The 23,385-nt window shown below is 58.6% G+C and carries 19 protein-coding genes; 9 read left to right on the top strand and 10 right to left on the bottom strand.

The features are described from left to right. The gene (locus tag JJD74_RS09075; protein WP_042561178.1) at nt 1–714 is read right to left on the bottom strand and encodes an autoinducer binding domain-containing protein; all 714 of its coding nucleotides are present in this window, start codon (nt 712–714) and stop codon (nt 1–3) included. Nucleotides 715–1,032: 318 nt separating this feature from the next. Between JJD74_RS09075 and JJD74_RS09070 the strand changes: the two genes are divergently transcribed. Beyond that, nucleotides 1,033–1,809, top strand: coding sequence for a ferredoxin--NADP reductase (locus JJD74_RS09070; RefSeq protein WP_200613135.1), 777 nt, complete (start codon nt 1,033–1,035; stop codon nt 1,807–1,809). Nucleotides 1,810–1,854: 45 nt separating this feature from the next. On the opposite strand, the gene mscL is transcribed toward JJD74_RS09070, so the two are convergent. Beyond that, nucleotides 1,855–2,268, bottom strand: coding sequence for a large-conductance mechanosensitive channel protein MscL (gene mscL / locus JJD74_RS09065; protein WP_042561176.1), 414 nt, complete (start codon nt 2,266–2,268; stop codon nt 1,855–1,857). Nucleotides 2,269–2,553: 285 nt separating this feature from the next. On the opposite strand from mscL, the gene JJD74_RS09060 reads away from it, so the two are divergent. Genes JJD74_RS09060 through radA form a run of 3 tightly spaced genes read left to right on the top strand, consistent with a single transcriptional unit; the run spans nt 2,554 to nt 6,113 of the window. Then, complete coding sequence (locus JJD74_RS09060; RefSeq protein ID WP_200613133.1) at nt 2,554–4,095, top strand: catalase; 1,542 nt, start codon at nt 2,554–2,556, stop codon at nt 4,093–4,095. Between the two features lie 59 nt (nt 4,096–4,154). Further along, nucleotides 4,155–4,700: an ankyrin repeat domain-containing protein gene (locus JJD74_RS09055; RefSeq protein ID WP_200613130.1), complete on the top strand. Its 546-nt coding sequence runs from the start codon at nt 4,155–4,157 to the stop codon at nt 4,698–4,700. A gap of 45 nt (nt 4,701–4,745) precedes the next feature. Next, nucleotides 4,746–6,113, top strand: coding sequence for a DNA repair protein RadA (gene radA, locus JJD74_RS09050; protein ID WP_008084632.1), 1,368 nt, complete (start codon nt 4,746–4,748; stop codon nt 6,111–6,113). Nucleotides 6,114–6,225: 112 nt separating this feature from the next. Here the strand turns inward: radA and JJD74_RS09045 are convergent, their stop codons facing one another. Beyond that, a complete protein-coding gene (locus JJD74_RS09045) occupies nt 6,226–6,594 on the bottom strand; it encodes a PilZ domain-containing protein (RefSeq protein ID WP_200613127.1) in 369 nt (122 codons plus the stop codon). A gap of 159 nt (nt 6,595–6,753) precedes the next feature. Here JJD74_RS09045 and JJD74_RS09040 point away from each other — a divergent pair, with 159 nt between their 5' ends. The 3 genes from JJD74_RS09040 (at nt 6,754) to yjiA (ending at nt 10,168) form a co-directional block, all read left to right on the top strand. Then, nucleotides 6,754–8,820: a carbon starvation CstA family protein gene (locus tag JJD74_RS09040; RefSeq protein ID WP_042561172.1), complete on the top strand. Its 2,067-nt coding sequence runs from the start codon at nt 6,754–6,756 to the stop codon at nt 8,818–8,820. Between the two features lie 15 nt (nt 8,821–8,835). Next, a complete protein-coding gene (locus JJD74_RS09035; RefSeq protein ID WP_042561171.1) occupies nt 8,836–9,033 on the top strand; it encodes a YbdD/YjiX family protein in 198 nt (65 codons plus the stop codon). A gap of 163 nt (nt 9,034–9,196) precedes the next feature. Then, entirely contained in the window at nt 9,197–10,168 is a 972-nt protein-coding gene (gene yjiA / locus JJD74_RS09030) for a GTPase (RefSeq protein WP_042561170.1), read from the top strand. 122 nt (nt 10,169–10,290) lie between these two features. On the opposite strand, the gene JJD74_RS09025 is transcribed toward yjiA, so the two are convergent. From JJD74_RS09025 to morA, 5 genes are all read right to left on the bottom strand, one after another. Further along, a complete protein-coding gene (locus JJD74_RS09025) occupies nt 10,291–11,001 on the bottom strand; it encodes a GntR family transcriptional regulator (protein ID WP_200613123.1) in 711 nt (236 codons plus the stop codon). Between the two features lie 24 nt (nt 11,002–11,025). Beyond that, on the bottom strand, nt 11,026–11,730 hold the full coding sequence (locus JJD74_RS09020) for a FadR/GntR family transcriptional regulator (RefSeq protein ID WP_042561168.1): 705 nt from the start codon (nt 11,728–11,730) through the stop codon (nt 11,026–11,028). Nucleotides 11,731–11,814: 84 nt separating this feature from the next. Then, entirely contained in the window at nt 11,815–13,128 is a 1,314-nt protein-coding gene (locus JJD74_RS09015; RefSeq protein WP_200613120.1) for a C4-dicarboxylate transporter DctA, read from the bottom strand. A 328-nt stretch (nt 13,129–13,456) separates the two neighbouring features. Beyond that, entirely contained in the window at nt 13,457–14,710 is a 1,254-nt protein-coding gene (gene glyA, locus JJD74_RS09010) for a serine hydroxymethyltransferase (protein WP_042561166.1), read from the bottom strand. A gap of 210 nt (nt 14,711–14,920) precedes the next feature. Then, complete coding sequence (gene morA, locus JJD74_RS09005; protein WP_115146539.1) at nt 14,921–18,769, bottom strand: cyclic di-GMP receptor MorA; 3,849 nt, start codon at nt 18,767–18,769, stop codon at nt 14,921–14,923. A 287-nt stretch (nt 18,770–19,056) separates the two neighbouring features. Here morA and ettA point away from each other — a divergent pair, with 287 nt between their 5' ends. Beyond that, nucleotides 19,057–20,721: an energy-dependent translational throttle protein EttA gene (gene ettA, locus JJD74_RS09000; protein ID WP_042561164.1), complete on the top strand. Its 1,665-nt coding sequence runs from the start codon at nt 19,057–19,059 to the stop codon at nt 20,719–20,721. 346 nt (nt 20,722–21,067) lie between these two features. After that, complete coding sequence (gene gdhA, locus JJD74_RS08995; RefSeq protein ID WP_200613117.1) at nt 21,068–22,405, top strand: NADP-specific glutamate dehydrogenase; 1,338 nt, start codon at nt 21,068–21,070, stop codon at nt 22,403–22,405. Here the strand turns inward: gdhA and JJD74_RS08990 are convergent. Next, nucleotides 22,390–22,896, bottom strand: coding sequence for a GreA/GreB family elongation factor (locus JJD74_RS08990; RefSeq protein WP_047303327.1), 507 nt, complete (start codon nt 22,894–22,896; stop codon nt 22,390–22,392). The genes gdhA and JJD74_RS08990 overlap by 16 nt on opposite strands. A gap of 70 nt (nt 22,897–22,966) precedes the next feature. Further along, on the bottom strand, nt 22,967–23,323 hold the full coding sequence (locus JJD74_RS08985; RefSeq protein WP_200613114.1) for a hypothetical protein: 357 nt from the start codon (nt 23,321–23,323) through the stop codon (nt 22,967–22,969). Nucleotides 23,324–23,385 lie beyond the last annotated feature (62 nt).

Below are 23,385 nucleotides of genomic sequence, written 5' to 3'. Positions count from 1 at the left end.
TCAGATAATGCCGGCTCTGGCAGCGGCGATAACCGCAGAAATCTTGTTGCAGACGTTGAGTTTCTCAATCACGTTTTGTACGTGATAATTAACGGTGCGCTCGCTCAGGCTGAGGATTTTTGAAATTTCATAGGCGGTTTTTCCGCCAGCCGACAATTGCAGAACCTCCAGTTCTCGTGGCGAAAGATGCGGCTGGTCGGGCTTCATCGACTGCTTTGGCAGCGTACGAGCAAACAATTCGCTCAAATGACTGGCTGCATAAAAGATGTAGCCAAAATGCTCATACAGTTCGAGTGGGCTGATCGGGCAGTGTTTGCGCGCCAGGCTGAGGATGCTGCACAAGCCGCTTTCCTTATGATGGAAAGATTGCGACCAGCCATGTTGCAGGCCTTGTTCCTGCAACGCTTGCCACACATGTGGAGCCTTCTCATACAGTGTTTCATTCCAGACAATCGGCATCATCGACTGATTGCAGTGTGCCGTTATCGGATCAATTGAACTGAATTTCCTTTGTTCATACTGCCTGTTCCATTCTTCGGGGTAGTTATTGATTTGCAAGGTTTTTATTGACGTAACCTGTTGCGGCATTGCAACGGTTACTGCACAAAAGTTAAAGCCAAGATTTTCGGCAAATCTGAGCAGTATCGGATACGCAGTATCGATGCCCTTGGCGAAAGTCAGCTGCTTCAACTGCGACTCCTTCCACGTTTCCATTAAAAATGCTCCGTGCAATTTCCGGGGTGCTTCTTGGATCCAATATGATCCGCACGAAAACGAGTGTAGGACGTTTCCCACGTGATGCTCCGATTATTTTGCTCTTGGAACGAGTGATTAATTGAATGGCCGGTTATTAAGTACAGAGTGTTTTATATGTGACTTATCATTGTTACGGAATTTTCCTCTCCCACACGTAATGGAAGAGTGCACGCACATTATCCCAAGGGCAGGCATCCTGATATCACTACAAATCAGAGGTATTTAAGCAGGCGACTTTGCGCGAGACTGTTGGTTAACCGTTGAAGGGAGTGCCCAATGACTGCCAGCACAGACAAATTCACCCATCAGACCTTGCTTGACGTGCAACCGTTGACGCCCAATCTGTTCACTATGCGTACCACCCGTGATGCGGGTTTTCGCTTTCGTGCCGGTCAGTTCGCGCGACTCGGTGTGATCAAGGCCGATGGCAGCACAGTGTGGCGCGCCTACTCCATGGTCTCTTCACCGTTTGACGAGTTTCTTGAGTTCTTTTCTATCGTGGTACCCGGGGGCGAGTTCACCAGTGAGCTGAGTCGGCTGGAGGTTGGCGATACCTTGATGGTTGAACGTCAGGCCTATGGCTATCTGACCCTTGATCGTTTCGTCGACGGACGCGATTTGTGGCTGTTGTCGACAGGTACTGGGGTGGCACCTTTCCTGTCGATCCTTCAGGATTTCGAGGTCTGGGAAAAATTCGACAGGATCATTCTTGTGTACAGCGTCAGGGAAGCGCGCGAACTGGCTTACCAGTCGTTGATCGCCGAACTGGAACAGCGTGATTATCTGGCGGAGCACATCCACAAGCTGCAGTACATTCCCACTGTCACTCGCCAGACGCATCCCGGTGCGCTGAACGGGCGGATCACGACGCTGATCGAGAACGGTGAGCTGGAACGCGCCGCGGGTGTGGAACTGTCTGCCGAACACTCGCGCGTCATGCTGTGTGGCAATCCGCAGATGATCGACGACACGCGTGCCTTGCTCAAACAGCGGCACATGAGCCTGAGCCTTGCTCGGCGGCCTGGCCAGGTGGCGGTGGAAAACTACTGGTAAACAAACGGCGCCTCGCAGGCGCCGTTTTTTTTGGGTGTGGCTGATTCAGGGCTGATTGTTTTGAGCCTTGAGCAAATCGCGGATCTCGCCCAGCAATTCCTCTTCTTTGGTCGGAACCGGCGGCAGGCTAGGCGCAACGGCTTCTTCGCGCTTCAGACGGTTGATGGCTTTGACACCCATGAAAATCGCGAAAGCAACGATCACGAAGTCCAAAACGGTTTGGAGGAACTTGCCGTACGCGAGCATCACCGCAGGCGCATCGCCCTGCGCCGCTTTCAACGTAATGGCCAGATCACTGAAGTCCACTCCGCCGATCAGCAGACCGATTGGCGGCATGATTACGTCACCGACAAAGGATGAAACGATTTTGCCGAAGGCGGCACCGATGATGATACCGACGGCCATGTCGACCACATTGCCTTTGACCGCGAAGGCCTTGAACTCGTTAAGCACGCCCATAGGTTATTTCCTTGTTACAGATGAGTTTGGTGTTGGCAGTGTAAATCAGTAAAACGCTTACTGCGCGAAACACCTTCTTACAATGTACGTTTTTATCGACACATGAATAGACGATTAGTTTTCAAAGTGCCACTAATCGCGCGCGATTTACGCCATAACCACATGACTTGGAAGGAATTTTTTTCAATCATTGCGTTACGTTCTTTCTATTTATGTTCAGCGTTGCGGGCCTCTAGCCTTGTGTTGGCGCACCTGGATGCGCTCAAAAAAACAGAGGATCCTGATATGAATTCCGCTATTGGATTAGGGGCTTTTCCCCATCGCCGCACGCTTGGGGTCATCACCGCCAGCCTGCTCACCTTTTCCGTACATGCCGCCCCGCTGACTCGCGACAACGGTGCCGCGGTAGGTGACAACCAGAACTCGCAGACTGCAGGAGCCAATGGCCCGGTGCTGTTGCAGGATGTGCAACTGATCCAGAAACTGCAGCGCTTTGACCGCGAGCGCATTCCCGAGCGCGTGGTACATGCACGGGGCACCGGCGCCCACGGCACCTTTACGGTGACCAACGATCTCAGCGACTTGAGCAAGGCCAAGGTGTTCGCTGCCGGCCAGACTACCCCGGTATTTGTGCGTTTCTCCGCTGTGGTTCACGGTAATCACTCCCCGGAAACCCTGCGTGATCCGCGCGGTTTCGCCACCAAGTTCTACACGGCTGACGGTAACTGGGACCTGGTTGGCAACAACTTCCCGACCTTCTTCATCCGCGATGCAATCAAATTCCCGGACATGGTGCACGCGTTCAAGCCTGACCCACGCACCAACCTTGACGACGATTCGCGCCGGTTCGATTTCTTCTCCCATGTACCGGAAGCCACGCGTACGCTGACCGAGTTGTATTCCAACTCGGGTACTCCAGCCAGTTATCGAGAGATGGATGGCAACGGTGTGCATGCTTATAAGTTGGTCAATGCCAAAGGCGAAGTGCATTACGTCAAGTTTCACTGGAAGAGTTTGCAGGGCATCAACAATCTGACGCCCAAGCAAGTCGGCAAAGTCCAGGGCCAAGACTACAGTCACCTGACTAACGATTTGGTTACGAATATAAACAAGGGCAACTTCCCGAAGTGGGACTTGTACATTCAAGTGCTAAAACCACAAGATTTGTCCAAGTTTGATTTTGATCCATTGGATGCAACGAAGATCTGGCCAGGTATTGCGGAGCGAAAAGTTGGACAAATGGTCCTTAATCGTAATCCGGCAAATGTGTTTCAGGAAACTGAACAAGTAGCCATGGCGCCGGCCAATATTGTTCCTGGTATCGAGCCTTCGGAAGACCGCTTGTTGCAAGGTCGAGTGTTCTCTTATGCCGATACACAAATGTATCGCCTCGGTGCCAATGCCCTGCAATTGCCGATCAACGCACCGAAAGTTGCGGTGAACAATGGCAACCAGGATGGTGCGATGAACTTCGGTGCCAGCGCTTCCGGAGTGAATTATCAACCGAGCCGTCTGCAGCCGCGTGAAGAAACACAAACCGCGCGCTACAGCCAGATGGCGCTGTCGGGCAGCACGCAGCAGGCGAAGATCCAGCGTGAGCAGAACTTCAAGCAGGCAGGCGATCTTTACCGCTCGTTCAGCAAGAAAGAGCGTCGGGATCTGATCGACAGCTTTGGCGGCTCGCTGGCCACCACCGATGACGAGAGCAAGCACATCATCCTGTCCTTCCTTTATAAGGCTGATGCCGAGTACGGCACTGGTGTCACCGAAGTGGCCAAGGGTGACTTGAGCCGCGTCAAGGCACTGGCAGCCAAACTGGTCGACTGATTCCACACAACGTAACGCGGGGCCTGAGTCAGGCCCCGTTTCGCTGAGGGAGACTGCTGATGCGTGTCTATCTGTTTCTATTGTTCGGGTTTATGTCCTGTGGTGCGCTGGCAGCACCGGCCGTGCAAAGCCCTGACGCGATCAAAGAACAGCTACAGGATTACTATTTCGACGCCGCCCGGCGCGGTGATGTACCAATGCTCGATACCTTTATCGAATCCGGTTATTCACTCGACACTCGCGACGGCAAGGGTTACACGGCGCTGATTCTGGCGGCTTATCACGGTCAGGCACCCGCAGTGGAGCGCTTGCTCGCCGCTGGTGCGGATGCCTGTGCCCAGGACCAGCGCGGCAACACGGCGTTGATGGGCGCGATCTTCAAGGGTGAGTTACAGATCGCCCGTCGGTTAATGGCCACCGATTGCAGCCCCGATCAACGTAACGGTGCCGGTCAGACGGCGGCGATGTACGCGGGTTTGTTCAAACGCCTTGAATTGCTCGACGCGCTGAAAGCCAAAGGCGCCGACCTGAATGCCGAAGATCCGCTGGGTAACAGCGCCGCACGTCTGGCCAGCGGCGAGATCCGTACCGCGGCGCCGCGCTGATCGGCGGCGCGTGCGTTATCATCGCGGTTTTTGTCGGGGGTTCTGATGGCCAAGGCCAAGCGCATGTACGGCTGCACCGAGTGCGGCGCAACCTTTCCCAAGTGGGCCGGCCAGTGTGGCGAGTGCGGTGCCTGGAATACGCTGACCGAAACCATGATCGAGAGCGGCGGCGCGACGGCGCCCTCCGGACGCACCGGTTGGACCGGGCAGCAGGCGCAGATCAAAACCCTGGCCGAAGTCAGCGTCGAAGAGATTCCACGGTTTTCCACAGCCTCCAGTGAGCTGGATCGTGTACTGGGCGGAGGCTTGGTCGATGGCTCGGTGGTGTTGATCGGCGGCGACCCGGGTATCGGCAAGTCGACGATTCTGTTGCAGACCCTGTGCAACCTCGCCAAGAGCATGCCGGCGCTGTACGTCACCGGCGAGGAATCCCAGCAGCAAGTGGCCATGCGCGCCCGCCGCCTCGGTTTGCCTCAGGATCAGCTGCGGGTGATGACCGAAACCTGCATCGAGACCATCATCGCCACGGCACGTCAGGAAAAGCCTAAGGTGATGGTGATCGACTCGATCCAGACGATCTTCACCGAACAACTGCAATCGGCGCCCGGCGGCGTGTCTCAGGTGCGCGAGAGTGCGGCGTTGCTGGTGCGCTATGCCAAGCAAAGCGGCACGGCGATTTTCCTCGTTGGCCACGTGACCAAGGAAGGCGCACTGGCCGGCCCGCGCGTGCTTGAGCACATGGTCGACACCGTGCTGTATTTCGAAGGCGAATCCGATGGTCGACTGCGTTTGCTGCGGGCGGTGAAGAACCGCTTCGGCGCCGTCAACGAGTTGGGTGTGTTCGGCATGACCGACAAGGGTTTGAAAGAGGTCTCCAACCCTTCGGCGATTTTTCTCACGCGCGCTCAGGAAGAAGTCCCGGGCAGTGTCGTGATGGCGACGTGGGAAGGCACCCGCCCGATGCTGGTGGAAGTGCAGGCGCTGGTCGATGACAGTCATCTGGCCAACCCGCGCCGTGTGACGTTGGGGCTGGATCAGAACCGATTGGCGATGCTACTGGCCGTTTTGCATCGCCATGGCGGCATACCGACTCACGATCAGGATGTGTTCCTCAACGTGGTCGGCGGGGTGAAGGTGCTGGAAACCGCATCCGACCTGGCGCTGATGGCGGCCGTGATGTCGAGCCTGCGCAATCGGCCGTTGCCCCATGACCTGCTGGTGTTTGGCGAAGTCGGGTTGTCCGGCGAAGTGCGCCCGGTGCCAAGCGGTCAGGAGCGGTTGAAGGAAGCGGCCAAGCATGGCTTCAAACGCGCCATTGTGCCGAAGGGCAATGCGCCGAAGGAATCACCACCGGGGCTGCAGATCATTGCCGTGACCCGACTGGAACAGGCCCTCGACGCGCTTTTCGAATAACTACCAACCCGCTGTAGGAGCTGCCGAAGGCTGCGATCTTTTGATCCTGATCTTTTAAAAAGCAAGATCAAAAGATCGCAGCCTTCGGCAGCTCCTGCACGGCCAGGCTTTATCAGATTTCGATCAGTGCGCCCAACTCCCGCTCCAGCTCCTGTGGATCGCCCAGATTGAACTCAATCAAACGCCGCAGGCGTTCGATCGACTCCAGGCTGATGTGCTTGCAGACAAAGCCCAGTTGGCCGCGGTCATCGTGGGTCAGTTGCACATCCATCTTGATGCCGACCTCATCATCGAGATGAATCTCCACGAGGAAATGCCGTTCCCGATCACCCAGCCACGGCTCGGGTTTTTCGATCAACAGCCCCTTGAGCGAGAGATCGATCAACTTGACCTGCCAGATGTACTCGCCCTGACTCAATTCAGTTCGGGCATCGAACGCGATACGTTTGAATCGGCGACGCTCTGCTGGGTGCTCGCTCATGGCGCAATCCTCTCGAAGGTTTGCTGACTATAGACCCGACCAGCCGGGTGCAGCCAACGATCAAGGCGTCTAGACCTATGTCGGGGTATGGCCTTTGTCGTCGTAAGCGCTAAACTCGGGGTGGCTGTCTTTCTTGTCCACCCTGGCTGGAATAATAAAATGAAAAACAATAATAGCCTGCTACGCCACTTACCCTGGCTAGTGCTGGCAATCGTAGGAGCGTGCGCCCTGGGCGTAGTGGCATTGCGCCGAGGCGAGGCCATTAACGCCTTGTGGATTGTGGTCGCTGCCGTGGCCATTTATCTGGTTGCGTATCGTTACTACAGCCTGTTCATCGCAACCCATGTGATGCAACTCGATCCGCGTCGGGCCACCCCCGCCGTGCTCAACAACGATGGTCTGGACTTTGTTCCAACCAACAAACACATTCTTTTCGGTCACCACTTCGCGGCGATTGCTGGCGCGGGGCCTCTGGTCGGCCCGGTGCTGGCGGCGCAGATGGGGTATCTGCCCGGCACACTCTGGCTGATTGCCGGTGTGGTGCTGGCGGGCGCGGTGCAGGACTTCATGGTTCTGTTCATGTCGACCCGACGCAACGGCCGTTCCCTGGGCGACATGGTGCGTGAAGAAATGGGCCGTGTTCCCGGCACCATTGCACTGTTCGGCTGCTTCCTGATCATGATCATCATCCTTGCGGTGCTGGCGCTGATCGTGGTGAAGGCACTCGCCGAAAGCCCGTGGGGCATTTTCACCGTGATGGCGACCATCCCGATCGCGATGTTCATGGGCATCTACATGCGCTACATCCGCCCGGGCCGCATCGGCGAAATCTCCGTGGTCGGCGTGTTGCTGCTGCTGGGCTCGATCTGGCTGGGTGGGCAGATTGCCGCCGATCCGGTGTGGGCCAAGGCGTTCACCTTCACGGGTGTGCAGATTACCTGGATGCTGGTCGGCTACGGTTTTGTCGCTGCTTCGCTACCGGTCTGGCTGATTCTGGCGCCGCGTGACTACCTCTCCACTTTCCTCAAGATCGGTACCATCGTCGCGTTGGCGATTGGCATTCTGGTGACCATGCCCGAGCTGAAAATGCCGGCGCTGACCCAGTTCGTCGACGGCACCGGCCCGGTGTGGAAGGGCGGTCTGTTCCCGTTCCTGTTCATCACCATTGCTTGCGGTGCGGTCTCCGGTTTCCACGCGCTGATTTCTTCGGGCACCACGCCCAAGCTGCTGGATAACGAAACCAACGCCCGTTACATCGGTTACGGCGGCATGCTGATGGAGTCATTCGTGGCGATCATGGCCATGGTCGCTGCATCGGTGATCGAGCCAGGCGTGTACTTCGCCATGAACAGCCCGGCGGCCGTCGTCGGCAGTGACGTGGTGTCGGTTGCGCAAGTGGTCACCAGTTGGGGTTTTGCGATCACGCCTGAGGCGCTGCAAGCCGTGGCGAATGACATTGGCGAAACGACCATCCTCGCCCGTGCCGGCGGTGCACCGACCCTGGCGGTGGGTATTGCGCAGATCCTGCACAGTGTCCTGCCGGGTGAAAACACCATGGCGTTCTGGTACCACTTCGCGATCCTGTTCGAAGCGCTGTTCATCCTGACCGCAGTCGACGCCGGTACTCGTGCCGGGCGTTTCATGCTGCAGGATCTGCTTGGCTCCTTCGTTCCGGCGCTCAAGCGTACCGAATCCTGGACCGCCAACCTGATCGCCACTGCCGGTTGTGTGGCGATGTGGGGCTGGTTGCTGTATCAGGGCGTGATCGATCCACTGGGCGGCATCAACACCTTGTGGCCGCTGTTCGGTATCTCCAACCAGATGCTGGCCGGTATCGCGCTGATGCTCGGCACAGTGGTCCTGATCAAGATGAAGCGTCAGCGCTATATCTGGGTCACGCTGCTGCCGGCAACATGGCTGTTGATCTGCACCACGACCGCAGGCTTCATCAAGCTGTTCGACGCCAACCCGGCGATCGGCTTCCTGTCGCTGGCCAGGAAGTACAGCGATGCACTGGCCAATGGTCAGGTGCTTGCTCCCGCGAAAAGCGTCGAGCAGATGCAGCACGTGATCTTCAACGCTTACACCAACGCCACGCTGACTGTGCTGTTCCTGTTCGTGGTATTCAGCATCCTGTTCTATGCGCTCAAGGTCGGCATCGCTGCCTGGGGCAAAAAAGAGCGTACGGATAAAGAATCGCCATTCCAGGCCCTGCCGGATGCGTAACCAGAGGATTGCAGCATGTTCAATGACCTGAGTCGCCTCGGTAAATACCTCGGTCAGGCCGCGCGCCTGATGGTCGGCATGCCCGACTACGACACTTACGTCGAGCACATGCAAAACAAACACCCGGACAAACCGGTGATGAGCTACGAGATGTTCTTTCGCGAACGTCAGGAAGCCCGTTACGGTGGCAAGGGTGGGCCGAAGTGCTGTTGATCTGACAGCCTGAGGTTGAAGCAAGCCCCCGGTGGGAGCGAGCTTTCTCGCGAGTGCGGAGTATCAGTCGATGAATAATTTGACTGACACACCGCTATCGCGAGCAGGCTCGCTCCCACATTTGTTTTTGTGTTGTTCATTCATTTTGTGAAGGAGAAAGCGTTTGTCCTCTCCCATTCCTGTCACGGTGCTCAGCGGTTTCCTCGGCGCCGGCAAAACCACGTTGCTGCGCCATATCCTGAAAGCCGAGCACGGCCTGAAAATCGCCGTCATCGAGAACGAATTCAGCGATGCCGGTATCGACACCCAGTTGCTGGGCGACGAGCCGGTGCAGGTCATGACCCTGGCCAACGGCTGCGTCTGCTGCACCATCCACACTGATCTGACCAAGGCTCTGTACCTGCTGCTTGAACGCCTGGACAGCGGCGAGATCGCCTTCGATCGTCTGGTCATCGAGTGCACCGGTCTGGCCGATCCGGCACCGGTCGCGCAGACCTTTTTCATCGACGAGGAATTGCGCGAGCGTTACCTGCTCGACGGCATCATCACCCTGGTCGACGCGGCTCACGCCGACGTGCACCTGACCCAGACCATCGCCCAGGCGCAAATCGGTTTTGCCGACCGTTTGTTGGTGAGCAAGACCGATCTGGTGGACGAAGCCACATTCACCGCGCTGAGCGAACGTCTGACCCGAATCAACCGGCGTGCGCCGATCCGCGTGGTCGAGCATGGCAACATCGATCTGGCCGAACTGCTGGATGTGCGCGGCTTCAACCTCAATGCCGATCTCGGTGGCGGCCTGAGTCTGCGTCCGGTGAGCAAGGCACCTTCGATCGATCGCATCTCAAGCCTGGTACTGCGCACCGATCAGCCGCTGGATATCGACCAGCTCAGCGAGTTCATGAATGAACTGCTGGAAGAACATGGCAAGCAATTGCTGCGTTACAAAGGCGTGCTGAACATTGCCGGGGAAGATCGCCGCTTGGTGTTTCAGGGCGTGCTGAAACTCTACGGTTTCGACTGGGACACCGAATGGGGCGAGGGTGAGAAACGCGAGAGTGTGATTGTGTTTATTGCCGATGATTTGCCGGAAGAGAAGATTCGGGCGGGGTTTGCCAACGTGGTGGCGAGCTGATGGATCTTCAGCGTCAGTGATGACGCTATCGCGGGCAAGCCCGCTCCTACAGATCAAGCGTCGGTCATGAATGCTGTCGGCATCTTGACCACTGTGGGAGCGGGCTTGCCCGCGATGGCGATCTAGCCGACGACGCAGCGGTCATTGACGGAATACAGGAGGGTGTCCTCCAGATGATCCAGATGTTGATTCATCAGCATGCTGGCTCTGCAAGCATCCCCACACTCCACCGCATCAACCAGTGCCAAATGCTCCTGCCACGCGCAACAGTTGTGCGTAGTCCCGCCACACCGCGCAATGGCCAGTGACGTCAGCGGCACCAGAGTGCCAAGAAAATGCGCCAACGGTGCATTCCCCGCCATCCGCGCCAATTGCAGATGAAACTCCCCGGACAACCGAATCGCCGCGCCCCGCTGATCCTGCTCTACAGCCTGCCGCTCACGCTCGATCAGCGCTCGTAGACGTTTCAAGCCGTCAGCCTGTGGGCGCTGGCACGCCAGGCGCACCAGCGTGTTTTCAGCCAGTCGCCGCGCATGCAACGTCTGTCGATTCTGTTCCGCATCCGGCTCGGCCACCCGTGGCCGATGATTGGTGCGCAATACGATGACGTGTTCGTTGCACAGCTGCGTCAGCACCCGGCGAACATCTGCGCGGCTGGCGCCGAACATCTGCTTGAGACTGTCTTCGGTGAAGCGGCTGCTCGGGTCGATGCGCTGCTCCAGAATCGCGTCGAACAGTCGCGGATACAGATCATCATCCGGCGCGCGCAGGCGGGAGAAGGGCAGGGCGGCTGACATCTGGCGAGGGTGCGACGGCGAGGCAAGGCTGTTCATGGCCGGTCTCCAGTGTGAAATATTTCAGTTGCTCAAGTGGTCGTCCGGAATGTTCATCTCGATGCCCATCCGCTGCGCCTCACGCAGAATGTGCCGGCGCATTTCAGCGCTGGCCTGGGCGCTGTTCTTGCTGCGGATCGCACGGACCACGGCTTCGTTTTCTTCCAGCCGTTCGGCCAGATGTTCCGGGGAGTTGCGCAGCACTTCGGCGCTTTGCTTGAGGGCGTTGCTGGTCTGCTGCACCACACTCTGGAAAATCGGGTTTGAAGTCAGCGTGAACAGCTCTTCATGGAAGGCAACGTAGGCGCTGACTCCGGCTTCGCTGTCGCCGGCTTCAAGGGCTTCGCGCATGTCCATCAGCGTCAGGCGCAACTGGCCGACTTCCTTGCTGCTGATCGACTGCGCCACCAGGCCGACAATGAACGGTTCAAGGGTGTAGCGCAGTTGCAGCACGTCTTCGAGGCTGGCGCCGGCCACCGCGCTGTCGTGGCGCTGGCTGTCGCTGAGTTGCGCGTCGAGCACCACCACACCTTTGCCGGGCATTGAGCGGACGAGGCCAAGGGTTTCCAGGACGATCACCGCTTCGCGCAGGCTTGGGCGGCTGATACCCAGTTGTTCGGCCAGTTCGCGCTGGCCCGGCAACATGTCGCCGGAGCGCCACTGACCACGGGCCAGTGCGGCGCGAAGTTTTTCTACGACTGAGTTGACGACGGTAGATGTGGTAATCACTTGTCTTGCTCCATGTGCCTGTGAGGGCGGCCGCAGACGACGAACAAAGGATCGACGCCTGCTGCACCTCCCACAGGGTTGAAATCAGAACTCCTGCTGGTGCGCCGGAGTTGCTGTTTTACGCGGTTGAAAGGTGTAGCCCTGCTGACCGCTGAGTACTTTATTGGCTCGCTGCACATCAATGTCCTTTTCCCAACGGGCAATGGCCACGGTGGCGACGCAATTGCCGATCAGGTTGGTCAGCGCGCGTCCGATGCCCATGAACCAGTCCACCGCAAGCACCAACACCAGGCCGACCACCGGAATTGCCGGGATTGCCGTCAGCGTCGCCGCGAGAATCACCAAGGCCGAACCGGGAATACCGTGGGCGCCTTTGGAGGTAATCAGCGACACCAGCAGAATCGTCAGCAAATCAGTCATGGCCAAAGGCGTGCCGGTGGCGTTGGCGATGAAGACGATGGCCAGCGTCAGGTAGATCGAGAAGCCGTCGAGGTTGAACGAATAGCCGGTGGGGATCACCAGTCCGACGGTCGAGCTGCCGATGCCCAGGTGTTCAAGTTTGCGCATGATCTGTGGCAACACGGCATCCGAGGACGCGGTGCCCATGACGATCAGCAGTTCTTCACGCAGGTACTTGAGCATCGGCCACATCCGCAGGCCGGACGCACGCATCACCAGGCCCAGAATCACGCTGACGAACGCGATACAGGTCAGGTAGAACAAGCCGACCAGGCTGCCCAGATGTTGCAGGGAATCGATGCCGTATTTGCTGGTGGTGAAGGCGATGGCGCCGAACACGCCGATCGGCGCCAGACGCACGATCATGCCCATGATCCGGAAGATCACATGGCTCAGTTCGTTGATCAGTCGCGAGATACCGGAGGCCGCTTCGCCGACCAGATTCAAAGCACTGCCGAACAGTACCGAGAACAGCAACACTTGCAGAATGTTGTTCTCGGCAAAGGCGCCGATCACCGATGTCGGGATCAGGTCCATGAGGAACTGCGTGGTGGTATGCATGTGCTGGCCGCGCTCGGCCAGATCGCCCATGTCGGCCGTGGACAATTGCTCCAGGTGGATATTCGCACCGCTGCCGATGCCGGTGCTGAAGGCGAATACCAGGCCGATCACCAGCGCGATAGTGGTCAGCACTTCAAAGTAGATAACCGACTTGAGGCCAATCCGGCCGACCTTCTTCAAGTCGCCCGCGCCACTGATGCCGCTGACCACTACGCAGAACACGATCAGGCCGATGAGCATCTTGATCAGTTTGATGAAACCGTCGCCGAGCGGTTTGAGCTGGGCCGAGTATTCCGGAAGGGTCAGCCCACAGACGATGCCGAGCACCAGTCCGAGAACCACTTGGAGGAAGATTGAACGCGAGCACCATTTGAGCATGGGAGAAATCCTGGTCGGTGTCCTGGCTGCCGTACGCGGGGCGTATCAGATTCAGGACTTAATTATTGTGGTCTTACCGGTATGTCCAGTGCGGGTGCAGTCTAGGCTCGGTTTTTTTGAAATGACAAGTGAAAATAGTGAAATTGGCATGACCGGTCTGACCAGTGGCCAAAGATCAAAAGATCGCAGCCTTCGGCAGCTCCTGCACGGAAACGCGAATCCCAATGTAGGAGCTGCCGAAGGCTGCGATCTTTTGATCTTCCTTCAGGCGAAAAAAAACCGGCCAATCACTTGGCCGGTTTTTCATGCTGCGGGTTTAGCGTCGCAATTAAGCGCCGTATACCGGCAGTTTCTTGCAAATGGCTTTGACTTTCTCGCGAACGGCGTCGATCACCGCTTCATTGGAAAGATCTGCCAGGATGTCGCAGATCCAGCCGGCCAGCTCTTTGCACTCTGCTTCCTTGAAGCCACGAGTGGTCACAGCCGGAGTACCGAAGCGCAGGCCGGAAGTCACGAACGGCGAGCGTGGATCGTTAGGCACGGAGTTCTTGTTCACGGTGATGAACGCTTTGCCCAGGGCGGCGTCGGCGTCTTTACCGGAGATTTCCTGCTTGATCAGCGACAGCAGGAACAGGTGGTTTTGAGTACCGCCGGAAACCACGTCGAAACCGCGCTCGATGAACACGCTGGCCATGGCCTGGGCGTTTTTCACCACTTGTTGCTGGTAAGTCTTGAACTCAGGCTGCAGCGCTTCCTTGAAGCAGATCGCTTTGGCGGCGATCACGTGCTCCAGCGGGCCACCCTGGGCGCCCGGGAATACGGCGGAGTTGAGCTTCTTCTCGATGTCGGCGTTGGCGCGAGCCAGGATCAGGCCGCCACGTGGACCGCGCAGGGTCTTGTGCGTGGTGGTGGTCACGACGTCAGCGAAAGGCACCGGGTTCGGGTAAACGCCTGCGGCAACCAGACCGGCCACGTGAGCCATGTCGACGAACAGGTAAGCGCCAACCTTGTCAGCGATTTCGCGGAAACGCGGGAAGTCCAGGATCTGCGAGTAGGCAGAGAAACCGGCCACGATCATTTTCGGCTTGTGCTCAACCGCCAGACGCTCGACTTCGTCGTAGTCGATCAGGCCGTTGGCGTCGATGCCGTACTGGATCGCGTTGTACAGCTTGCCGGAGGAGGAAACGCTGGCGCCGTGGGTCAGGTGACCACCGTGGGCCAGGCTCATACCCAGAATGGTGTCACCGGCCGACAGCAGGGCCAGGTAAACGGCGCTGTTGGCTTGCGAGCCGGCGTGCGGCTGAACGTTGGCGTAGTCGGCACCGAACAGTTCTTTGGCACGGTCGATGGCCAGTTGCTCAACGATATCGACGTACTCGCAACCACCGTAGTAGCGCTTGCCCGGATAACCTTCGGCGTACTTGTTGGTCAATACCGAGCCTTGAGCTTCCATCACCGCTGGGCTGGTGTAGTTTTCCGAAGCGATCAGCTCGATGTGCTCTTCCTGGCGCACGGCTTCTTGCTCCATGGCGGCAAAGAGATCGGCGTCGTACTTGGCAATAGTCAAATCACGGCTGAACATGGCGGTCCTCAAGGATCGGGGGCAGAAAAGGGGGGCATTCTAACCCAACCGCTTTTAGAAGGGCTATGAAACACAATCAGGTTGTGGATAAGCGGGCTTCAAGCTGCAAGCCAAAAGCTGCAAGTAAAAGCCGATTCGCTCTTGCTTGTCGCTCGCTGCTTGAAGCTTGCAGCTTTCTTCATGTTTGATTGATCGGAGCTGTCAGCTCCATCAATCAAACATGAAGAGCGCATCATTGCTGAACTGCGCCTCAAACCGTCCCGCCGGCATCGGCCGTCCGAACAGATACCCCTGAACCTCATCGCAGCCATGCTCACGCAGGAAGTCCAGTTGTTCGTGGGTTTCCACGCCCTCGGCAATCACCGCCAGATTTAGGCTGTGAGCCATGGCGATGATCGCTCGGGCGATCTGCGCGTCTTGCTCGCCGGACGGCAGGCCATCGACGAAGGTACGGTCGATTTTCAGCACGTCGATCGGGAACTGCTTGAGGTAGTTCAGCGATGAATAACCGGTGCCGAAGTCATCGACCGCGATGCTCAGGCCGAGATTCTTCAGGCCGGCGAGGATCTGCATCGCTTCGCTGACCTCACGCATCAGGATGCTTTCGGTCAGTTCCAGCTCCAGACAGGCCGGTGGCAGACCGGTTTCGCGCAGGATCGTGGCGATCCGCGTACCGAGCTGGCCGTCGGAGAACTGCCGCGCCGAGATGTTCACCGACACCTTCGGCACGCGCACACGGTTCTGGTGCCAGGTCTTGAGCTGACGGCACGCCTCGCTGATCACCCAGTCGCCGACATCGACCACCAGCCCGAGCTCTTCCAGCACCGGAATGAAATCTCCCGGCGGCACCAGTCCGCGACGCGGATGACGCCAGCGCAGCAGGGCTTCGGCACCGGTCAGCCGTTTGCCGTCGCCGCTGAATTGCGGTTGGTAATACAGGACAAATTCGTCTTGTTCCAAGGCATGGCGCAGGTCGCTTTCCAGCTCCAGACGCTCCAGTGCACTGGCGTTCATGTCGGCCTGATAGAACTGGAAGTTGTTTTTGCCACGCTCCTTGGCGTGGTACATCGCGGTGTCGGCGTTCTTCATCAACTGGCTCAGTTCGTTGCCGTCCTGCGGGCTGAGGGCGATGCCGATACTGGCGGTGACAAAGAACTCACGACCTTCGAGCACGAACGGCCGCACCAGACTGGCGAGAATCTGCTCGGCGACATGAATCGCCCGGTTCAGCGCCAGTTCGCGGCTGGAACGATGTTGCAGCAGCAAGGTGAATTCATCGCCGCCCATGCGCGCCACGGTGTCGTCATCGTCGACGCAGGCCAGCAGACGTGTGGCCATGTCTTTCAGCATGCGGTCGCCGGCCGCGTGGCCGAGGGAGTCGTTGATCGGTTTGAAACGGTCGAGGTCGAGGAACATCAGCACCACCCACGACTTCTGCCGGTCGGCCGATTGCAGCGCGGTGTGCAGACGATCCTGGAACAGCGTGCGGTTCGGCAGGTGGGTCAGGGCGTCGTAGTAGGCGAGGCGGTGAATCCGCTGCTCGCTGGCCTTGCGCTCGCTAATGTCACTGAAGAAGCACACGTAACTGGCCAGATCACCCTCGTCATCGAGCACCGCGGTGATGCCGACCCACGCCGGGTAATGCTCGCCGTTTCGGCGCTTGAGCCAGACCTCGCCTTCCCACGTGCTGTGCTGATGCAATTGCTTGAGCACGTAACGCAGGTGTGCGTCCTGTTGTTCGTCGACGGTGAGCATGTTCGGCAACTGGTCGAGGACTTCGGCCACCGCGTAACCGCTGACCCGGCTGAAGGCTTCGTTGGCCTGGACGATGTAACCGGCCGGATCGGTGATCAGGATCGCCGAAGTCGAATGTTCGAAAACCGTGGCGGCCATGCGCAGGTCTTTTTCGGCGCGGCGCTGCTGGCTGATGTCGCGTCCTACGCCAAGCACGCCTTCGAACGCACCGTGTTCGTCCCACACCAGCACCAGGCGCAACTCGATCGGGATCTTGCGGCCGTCGGCGCGCAGGCAGTCGAACAGGAACAGCTGGGTCTGGACCTGGTTGCGCAACAGCGCCAGTTGCTCGGGTTTGTCCAAAGCCTTGCTGACCCGATCCATCAGGGCGTGGATGCCATTCAGTTGCTGCGGGTTGGCGATGGTCGATTGCCAGCCGTTCTGAAAAATCCACTCGACGTCATAACCCAGGACCGCTTGCACCGAGGGGCTGACGTAGTTCAGCGACAGCTTGCTGTCGGTGGAGAAGATCACGTCGCTGATGCTTTCGGCGAGCATGCGATAGCGCTGCTCGCTGTCGCGCAGGGATTCGCTGGCCTCGATCTGCTCGGTGATGTCCTTGGCCACGCCGATGATCCGCGTGACCTGATCGTGCTTGTCGCGGGCCAGTGCCTGTTCACGGATATCGAAGCGCCGCCATTCGCCGTCGCGATGGCGGAAGCGCAACTGACATTGCAGCAGCTGGCTGTAACCGGCGTGGCGCTGCATCTGCCGCGAGCGGTGGTAATAGTCGGCATCTTCGGGGTGCAGCAGGATTTCCCAGAAATACTCGCCCATCTGATGCAGTTCGCTGCGGTTGTAACCGAGTGTCTGGCCGAGGTGGTGGTTGCTGAAAATCATCCGCTGGCTGATCACATCCTGCACGTACAGGTGATCCGGCACGGTACGCACCACGTCGGACCAGAAACCTTCGCGCTCCAGCAGCGACAGTTCGATCAGTTTGCGGCTGGTGATGTCGTTGATGCTGAGGATCACGGCTTTGTAGTCATGCTGCTCGGTCGGCAGGCGCAGCACCATCCACAGATGCTGGTCACGACCATTGATGTCGGGCAGTTTGATTTCCAGTTCCAGCTGCTTTTGCTGCTGCAGCACGGCGTCCAGAATCTGATGGCCGATCGCGCAGTGACGGTGCGGATGGCCGTCGATCAACAGTTGCCAGGCGTCGTCACAGGAATTGACGTTGAGCAGTTGCAGCGCCACCTGATTGACCTCGGTGACGCGCAGTTCCTGGAGCAATTGCTGGCGCTGTTGCGGCTGATCGAGCCAGGCCTTGAGCTGGTCGCTGGTCTGGATCTGCACCTTGTCGAAAAATTGCTTGAGACCGGACAGGTCGAGCACGCAGAGGGCCACGCCGGTGCCCTCGAAAATATCCTGATAGCGGCGACGACCCTCATGCAGTTGGCGCTGACGGCGGCGCATGTTCAGCAGCGCAATCACCGGCAGCATCGAGAAGGCCAGGCCCAGCAGGCATTTGCCGATGAACGCCGGCAGCAACTCTTCAAGCACACGTCGACGGTCGAACAGGCCGCGCAACTGCCAGTCGCTGCTGCTCAGCGGCACAGTGAGCACGGTGTTGGCCAGATCATCCGGGCTCAGCACGCCAGGCCTGGCCGACGACGGTGCCTCATCGCGGCTGATGATCTGATGGTTGAGACGGTTTTCCACCAGCCACAGTGGACGCAGGCCGGTTTCACTTTGTTTGGTCAGCGAGTCGAAGAAGATCGGCGCCAGGCGCAAGACCCAGTAGCCGCGCGTGTTGCCGCTGGCCTGATGCAGCAGCAAATGCACCAGAGAACCGTCGTCCGCGTTGCTGAAGTAATGCGCCTGGGAGCGGCTTCGGCGCACCAGTTCAGTCAGGTAGTCGGCGTCGGAACTGTCCGCTGCGCTGTCACTGATGATTCTGCCGGACGGACTGAGCAGCGCCATGCTGCGCAGACCGGGCAACGATTGCTGGAGCTTGCGCAGCAATGCCTGCTGTTCGTCGGCTGACTGCGGCTGTTCGACGATCGGTAGCAGATTGAGCGCGATTTGCGCGTTCAGCGCCATGTTCAGGCTAACCTGCGAGGCGAGGTCGGCGGTGTAATCGATGGTGTACTGGCGCTGGTTTTTCTGGGTTTCGCGCAATTGGTCGAGCAATTGCCAGAACAGCAATGCCAACAGCAAAAGCACGAGTGTCGCCAGCGCACCCTTTAATGTTCCGCGCAGGGGTGAGCCTGGCGCCGGTTGGGTGCTGCTCACAGAGGCTGGCGGAGTGACATTGGACAAGCTGTAATCCTGCGGTCTGGCTGGACTGGCGCGACATGCACTATAAGCCGGACGCCCGAAGGGCGGCTAGCATGCCTTGAGTTGTGGCGAAGTGCCAGCCCCCTAACGGGTGGACTGCCTTCTATCATTAAGGTAGCTTTGCCGGTTACGCGGGAGCGTTCCAGCTCCTACAATCAGACTTTTTCTGCGCGCACGCATTGATGACTATCAAGTGAACGACGCGCATCGGTCTGGCCGGGCATCGCCTGCGCTCCAATCATTCATCTGTCACTGACCCAAGGTTCTCCATGGCTCAATACGTCTTCACCATGCATCGGCTGGGCAAAGTTGTTCCGCCGAAGCGGGAAATCCTCAAAAACATTTCGCTGTCCTTCTTCCCCGGCGCCAAGATCGGCGTGCTCGGCCTCAACGGTTCGGGTAAGTCCACGCTGCTGAAAATCATGGCAGGCGTCGACACCGAGTTTGAAGGCGAAGCCCGTCCGATGCCGGACCTGAACATCGGTTATCTGCCGCAAGAGCCGCAACTTGATCCGACCAAGACCGTGCGTGAAGTGGTCGAGGAAGCGGTCAGCGTGATCAAGAACGCCCAGGCACGCCTGGACGAGGTCTACGCGGCTTACGCTGAAGAAGATGCCGACTTCGACAAACTGGCTGCCGAACAGGCCAAGCTCGAAGCGATCCTGCAAGCCAGCGACGGCCATAACCTGGACCGTCAACTGGAAGTCGCCGCCGACGCGCTGCGTCTGCCGGCCTGGGACGCCAAGGTCGAATTCCTCTCCGGTGGTGAAAAACGTCGTGTGGCCCTGTGCCGTCTGCTGCTGTCCGCTCCGGACATGCTGCTGCTCGACGAACCGACCAACCACCTGGACGCTGACTCCGTGGCGTGGCTGGAGCACTTCCTGCACGACTTCCCGGGTACCGTGGTTGCGATCACGCACGACCGTTACTTCCTGGACAACGTTGCTGGCTGGATTCTGGAACTCGACCGCGGCGCGGGCATTCCATACGAAGGCAACTATTCGGGTTGGCTTGAAGCCAAGTCCGATCGTCTGGCTGCCGAATCCAAGCAGCAGTCGGCTCACGAAAAAGCCATGAAAGAAGAACTGGAGTGGGTGCGCAAAGGCGCCAAGGCCCGCCAGTCGAAATCCAAGGCTCGTCTGCAACGCTTTGAAGAAATGCAATCGCAGGAATTCCAGAAGCGTTCGGAAACCAACGAGATCTACATCCCGGCCGGCCCGCGTCTGGGCGACAAGGTCATCGAATTCAAGAACGTTTCCAAGGGCTACGGCGATCGCGTGTTGATCGACAACCTGTCGTTCTCGATGCCGAAGGGCGCCATTGTCGGCGTAATCGGCGGTAACGGTGCCGGTAAATCGACCCTGTTCCGCATGCTGATGGGCAAGGAAACACCGGATTCGGGCAGCATCGAAGTCGGCGAAACCGTGCAACTGGCGTGCGTCGACCAGAGCCGCGAAGACCTCGATGGCAGCAAAACCGTGTTCCAGCAGATCTCCGACGGTTCTGACCAGATCCGCATCGGCAACTACGAGATCCCGTCGCGTACCTACGTCGGTCGCTTCAACTTCAAGGGTGGCGATCAGCAGAAGTTCGTCAAGGACCTGTCCGGTGGTGAGCGTGGTCGCCTGCACCTGGCGCTGACTCTGAAAGAGGGCGGCAACGTTCTGCTGCTCGACGAACCGTCCAACGACCTCGACGTTGAAACCCTGCGTTCGCTGGAAGAGGCCCTGCTGGACTTCCCGGGCGCCGCGATTGTGATCTCTCACGATCGGTGGTTCCTTGACCGCGTCGCGACCCACATCCTGGCGTACGAAGACGACTCGCAAGCGATCTTCTTCGAAGGTAACTACACCGAGTACGAAGCCGACCGCAAAAAGCGCCTCGGCGAAGCAGCGGCCCAGCCACACCGGGTACGCCACAAAAAACTGGCCTGATTCGGGTTGGTTACATGAAAAAGCGGAGCCTTCGGGCTCCGTTTTTTTTGCCTTTTTCTAAAGTGAAACCGAGTCGCGGCATTCGCGAGCAGGCTCGCTCCCACAGGGGAATGTATTTCAAATGTGGGAGCGAGCCTGCTCGCGAATACGGTGTAACTGTTGGTGCATCACTTGGATTTCGCCTCCCCATTCGGGGGCAAAAACGCTTCAAAAACACTCTGATTTATATCCTGTGCACCATTTAATTTCATATCTGCGACATCTTGCGCTGTTCCTGTGCGCATTTCGTTTGCTACAGTCCGGCTCAATTTCTTCCAACGATAATAAATTTGCCGAGACTTTTTCCATGATCGAATCCGTCGAATCCTTCCTCGCACGCCTGAAACAACGCGACCCGGATCAACCCGAATTCCACCAGGCTGTCGAAGAAGTCCTGCGCAGTCTGTGGCCGTTTCTTGAGGCCAATCCGCGTTACCTCACCTCGGGGATTCTGGAGCGCATCTGTGAGCCGGAGCGGGCGGTGGTGTTTCGCGTGTCGTGGGTCGACGATCAGGGCAAGATCCAGGTCAATCGCGGTTTCCGTATCCAGATGAACAGCGCCATCGGACCGTACAAGGGTGGCTTGCGTTTCCACCCATCGGTGAACATGGGCGTGCTGAAGTTTCTCGCCTTCGAGCAGACTTTCAAAAACTCGCTCACCTCGTTGCCAATGGGCGGCGGCAAGGGCGGCTCGGACTTCGATCCGAAGGGCAAGAGCGACGCCGAAGTCATGCGGTTCTGCCAGGCGTTCATGAGCGAGCTGTATCGCCATATCGGTGCTGATGTTGACGTGCCGGCCGGCGACATCGGCGTCGGCGCGCGGGAGATCGGTTTCCTGTTCGGTCAGTACAAGCGCCTGAGCAACCAGTTCACCAGCGTGCTGACCGGTAAGGGCATGACGTACGGCGGCAGCCTGATTCGCCCGGAAGCCACCGGTTTTGGCTGCGTGTATTTCGCTGAAGAGATGCTCAAGCGCCGCCAGCAGACCGTTGAAGGCAAACGCGTGGCGATCTCCGGTTCCGGCAACGTTGCGCAATACGCCGCGCGCAAGGTCATGGATCTGGGCGGCAAGGTGATTTCCCTGTCCGACTCCGAAGGCACGTTGTATTGCGAAGCCGGGTTGAGCGAAGAACAGTGGCTGGCGCTGCTGGAACTGAAAAACGTCAAGCGCGGACGGATCAGCGAATTGGCGGCAGCCTACAACCTGGAGTTCCGCGCCGGTCAGTTGCCTTGGTCGCTGGCCTGCGACATAGCGCTACCGTGCGCCACGCAAAACGAACTCGACGCCGAATCCGCCCGCGTGCTGCTGCGCAACGGCTGCGTGTGTGTGGCCGAAGGCGCGAACATGCCGACCACTCTGGAGGCTGTGGATATCTTCATCGAGGCGGGGATTCTGTTCGCGCCGGGCAAGGCATCCAATGCGGGCGGCGTGGCCGTCAGCGGTCTGGAAATGTCGCAGAACGCCATGCGCCTGTTGTGGACGGCGGGCGAGGTGGACAGCAAGTTGCACGCGATCATGCAGTCGATCCACCACGCCTGTGTGCATTACGGCGAAGAGAACGGGCGGATCAACTACGTCAAAGGCGCGAACATCGCAGGCTTCGTCAAAGTCGCCGACGCGATGCTTGCTCAGGGTGTGGTCTGATTCGGCTCGATGCGAATCACTTCAATCATTTGATCGCCGGCGGGGCGCTGCCATAGCACCTCGTCGTTGAGCCGGGCGCCAAGCAAGGCCCGGCCCAGCGGGGAGCCCCAATTGATCAGGCCTTTGGCTGCGTCGGCCTGATCCTCACCGACCAGTTGCACGCGGCGTTCGGTGTCGTGTTCGTCGGCGTAGGTCACCCAACTGCCGATTTGCACTTTGTCTGTAGACGTCGCGGCGACGGCGACTTGTGCGCTGCCGAGGCGCTGATTGAAATAACGCAAATCCCGTTCGAGATCGGCCTGACGTTGTTTGTCGGCCTGTTCACCTTTTGCCGTTTGCTCGGCGTGCAAGGCTTGCAGCTCGGCGACTTTCGCCTGCAACTGTTGCAGACCTTGTTGTGTGACGTAATTGGGCTGCGCGCTGACCTGCCGTTCGACTGGCTGATCGGCTTGCGCGGCGGCGTTGTCTTCGTTGACGAAAGCACGGCTCATGGTGTCCTCCCCGTTAATGGGTTGGGCCATGCTCGCAGGGATTTGGTTTCATCGGATGTCTGCAAACGACCTATTGCGAGCGATAGGCCCGCGCGGCGCCCTGATCCTTCTGCTGCTGCCAGGCGCGCTCGCGCTCGTCCCAGTGCTCGTTGCGATAGTCGTTGCGATCCTTGTTTTCCAGCATCGCCTGACACTGGCGGAAACCGTCGGTCCAGCCCTCGGCGTATTGCTTGTCCTTGAGATAGCGCGGCACATTCTTGCGAAACTCGCCGCTGATCGATCCGGCGGCTTGTCGGCCGCTGACGCAACCGTCATCAAACCCGTCGGCAAAGGCCGGTGGATAACCCTTGGCGATCAAATCCTCGTGAGTGGTCTGGCAACCGCTCAGCATTAGCAAAACACCCAGCGAAACCACACACCGCCACATCGCACTCTCCCGAGCCGTCACACGGCTTATGGGGTGAGTCTAGAAGGGGATTCGTTGATGGG

This window comes from Pseudomonas sp. MF6776 (assembly GCF_016613125.1).
GTDB classification, from domain to species: domain Bacteria; phylum Pseudomonadota; class Gammaproteobacteria; order Pseudomonadales; family Pseudomonadaceae; genus Aquipseudomonas; species Aquipseudomonas iridis.
The sequence above is the reverse complement of the archived record's forward strand: the minus strand, read 5'-3'. Positions and strand labels throughout refer to the sequence as shown.